At 72.0% G+C, this 3,290-nt stretch carries 1 protein-coding gene; it reads right to left on the bottom strand.

The genetic code is table 11. The annotated features are described in order from the left end of the window. Positions 1-3,137: type I polyketide synthase (locus BCL76_RS36095; RefSeq protein ID WP_146228502.1), on the bottom strand; the 3,137-nt coding region annotated here is incomplete at its 3' end. Positions 3,138-3,290 lie beyond the last annotated feature (153 nt).

Below are 3,290 nucleotides of genomic sequence, written 5' to 3'. Positions count from 1 at the left end.
AGGGACACGACGCCCTGCACGTCGGGAGTCTCCGCGAGCCGGGCGGCCAACGCCGCACGGTCAAGACCGGCCTCGGCCTCCAGGACCACGACCTCAGCGCCGGCCGCCACGAGGGCGTTCCGGACCTCCTCCACCGGAGCCCCAGCACAGGGCGTCACCAGCAGCCACGCACCCGACAGACGACCGGCGGACGGAACACCCACCGAACGCCACACCGTGCGGTACCGCCACGAGTCCAGAACGGAACGCTCACGACGGCCCTTGCGCCACGCCGACAGCGCCGGAACCACCGGCTCCCACGCGTCGACCGCACCGCCGTCGACCAGCTCCGCCACACCCGCCGCGTCCACGCGCTCCACCGCACCCCAGAACGCGGCATCGACAGGATCGACGGCCGTACCCTGGCCGGGGATCACCGCGTCGTCGATCCAGTAGCGCTGGTGCTGGAAGGCGTAGGTCGGCAGGGACACCCGGTTGCCCGAGGTGAACAACTGCTTCCAGTCGACCTGAGCACCGGCCACATACGCCTCGGCCAGCGAGGTCAGGAAACGCTCCGCGCCACCTTCCTCACGACGCAGCGAACCCACCGTGACCAGCGCACGGTCCACCGCGTCACCGGTCTGCGCCACCGCCATCGTCAAGACCGGATGCGGACTGGACTCGATGAAGAGGGAGTTGCCCTTCTCGGCCAGCAGGCGGGTGACCGGCTCGAACTGCACCCGCTCGCGCAGGTTCCGTACCCAATAGCCGGCATCCAGACCGGCCGTGTCCATCCGCTCGCCCGACACCGTCGAGTAGAACGCGACGGGTGAGGACTTCGGGCGGATGTCGGCGAGTTCGCGCAGGAGGTCCTCGTCGAGGGCGTCGACCTGCGCGGAGTGGGAGGCGTAGTCCACCGCGATACGACGCGCCCGGATACCGTCCGCCTCGCAGGAGGCGAGGAGTTCGTCGAGGGCGTCGGGCTCGCCCGACACCACCACGGAAGCGGGCCCGTTGACGGCGGCCACTCCGATGCGGCCGTCGTAGGGAGCGATCCGCTCCTCGACGTCCGTGACGGGGAGGGACACGGAGACCATGCCGCCCTTGCCGGACAGCTTCTCCAGCACCAGGCGCGACCGCACGGCCACGATCCGGGCGCCGTCCTCCAGGGAGAGACCACCGGCGACGCACGCGGCGGCGACCTCGCCCTGCGAGTGACCGATCACCGCGGCCGGCTCCACGCCGAACGAGCGCCACACCGCCGCGAGGGACACCATCACGGCCCACAGCACCGGCTGGACCACGTCCACCCGGTCGAAGGACGGAGCGCCGGGCTCCTGGCGCAGTACGGCGAGCAGCGACCAGTCCACGAGGGGGTTCAGCGCGTCTTCGCACTCCGCCATCCGGGCCTGGAAGACCGGTGAGGCGTCCGCCAGTTCGGCGGCCATGCCCAGCCACTGCGAACCCTGCCCGGGGAACACGAACACCGCACCGCCGGTGCCGGTGCGGCCGGAGACCACACCGGTGCCCTCGCCGCCGTCCGCGACCGACCGCAGGCCCGCGACGAGCGTGTCCGGGTCACCGCCCAGTACGACGGCCCGGTGCTCGAAGGCCGAACGGGTGCCGGCCAGCGACAGTCCCACGTCGGTGGGGTCGAGGCCGGGGGTCCGGGCGAGGTGCGCGGCGAGTCGTGCGGCCTGGTCGCGCAGGGCGGTCTCGGTGCGGCCGGAGACCAGCCACGGTACGGGCCCGCTGAGCGCGGGACGACCCGCGTCGGCGACCGGCTCCGCCGGCTCCTCCTCGGGAGCCTGCTCCAGGATGACGTGCGCGTTGGTACCGCTGATACCGAACGAGGACACACCCGCACGACGCGGACGACCCGTCTCCGGCCAGGGACGGGCCTCGGTGAGCAGCTCCACCGCGCCGGAGGACCAGTCCACCTCGGGCGTCGGCTCCTGGACGTGGAGGGTCTTGGGCAGGACGCCGTGCTGGAGGGCCAGCACGGCCTTGATCACGCCGGAGACGCCTGCGGCGGCCTGGGTGTGCCCGATGTTGGACTTCAGGGTGCCGAGCCACAGGGGCCGGTCGGCGGGCCGGTCCTGGCCGTAGGTGGCCAGCAGGGCTTCGGCCTCGATGGGGTCGCCCAGCGTCGTGCCCGTGCCGTGCGCCTCCACCATGTCCACGTCGGACGCCGACAGACCTGCGTTCGCCAGGGCCTGACGGATCACCCGCTGCTGCGAAGGACCGTTCGGGGCGCTCAGACCGTTCGACGCACCGTCCTGGTTCGCCGCCGATCCCCGGATGACCGCGAGGACCGGGTTGCCGTCCCGGCGGGCGTCCGAGAGGCGCTGGATCGCGAGGACACCGGCGCCTTCGCCCCAGCCGGTGCCGTCGGCGTCCGAGGAGAAGGCCTTGCACCGGCCGTCGCCGGCGGAACCGCCGGTGGCCGCGAACTCGGCGAAGATCGAGGGGGTGACCAGCACCAGCACACCGCCGGCCAGTGCGAGGTCGCACTCGCCGGTGCGCAGGGACTTGATGGCGAGGTGCAGGGCCACCAGCGAGGAGGAGCAGGCCGTGTCCACGGTGACCGCGGGGCCTTCCAGGCCCAAGGCGTACGAGATCCGGCCGGACAGCACACTGCCGGGGGCTCCGGTCAGCGCGTAGCCACCCGCGCCCTCGGCGGAGTTCATGACCAGGGCCCCGTATTCCTGGGGGGCTCCGCCGACGAAGACGCCGGTACGGCTGCCCTTCAGCGACGCGGGGTCGATCCCGGCCCGCTCCAGTGCCTCCCACGAGGTCTCCAGCAGCAGCCGCTGCTGGGGGTCCATGGCCTTGGCCTCGCGGGGCGAGATGCGGAAGAAGTCCGGGTCGAAGTTGCCGGCGTCGTGCAGGAAGGCACCGGTGCGGGCGGTGGGCACGTCCCAGCGTTCCCAGCCGCGGTCGGCGGGGAAGCCGGTCATGGCGTCGCGGCCTTCGGTGATCAGCTGCCAGAGGCCGTCGACGTCCTGGACGCCTCCGGGGTAGCGGCAGCCGATGCCGACGATCGCGAGGGGTTCCGCGGACGCCGTCGTGAGCCGCTGGTTGTGCTGCCGGAGACGTTCGTTCTCCAGCAGCGAGGCCCGCAGCGCGTCGACGACCTCCGAGATGGAACTGTCCATGTTCAACTCCCACTTGAATGTTGCGTCAACGCGCCGGGCACGGCTTTTTTCAGGCTATGGGGCCGGGGGGCGCACCCCGGCCCCAGACAAGGACCACGAGCACCCCTATTTCCTGGGGGTGCTCGTGGTCCTGGACCCCTGTACTTCAGTCCG

This window comes from Streptomyces sp. CG 926, from assembly GCF_003148825.1.
GTDB lineage: Bacteria > Actinomycetota > Actinomycetes > Streptomycetales > Streptomycetaceae > Streptomyces.
The sequence above is the reverse complement of the archived record's forward strand: the minus strand, read 5'-3'. Positions and strand labels throughout refer to the sequence as shown.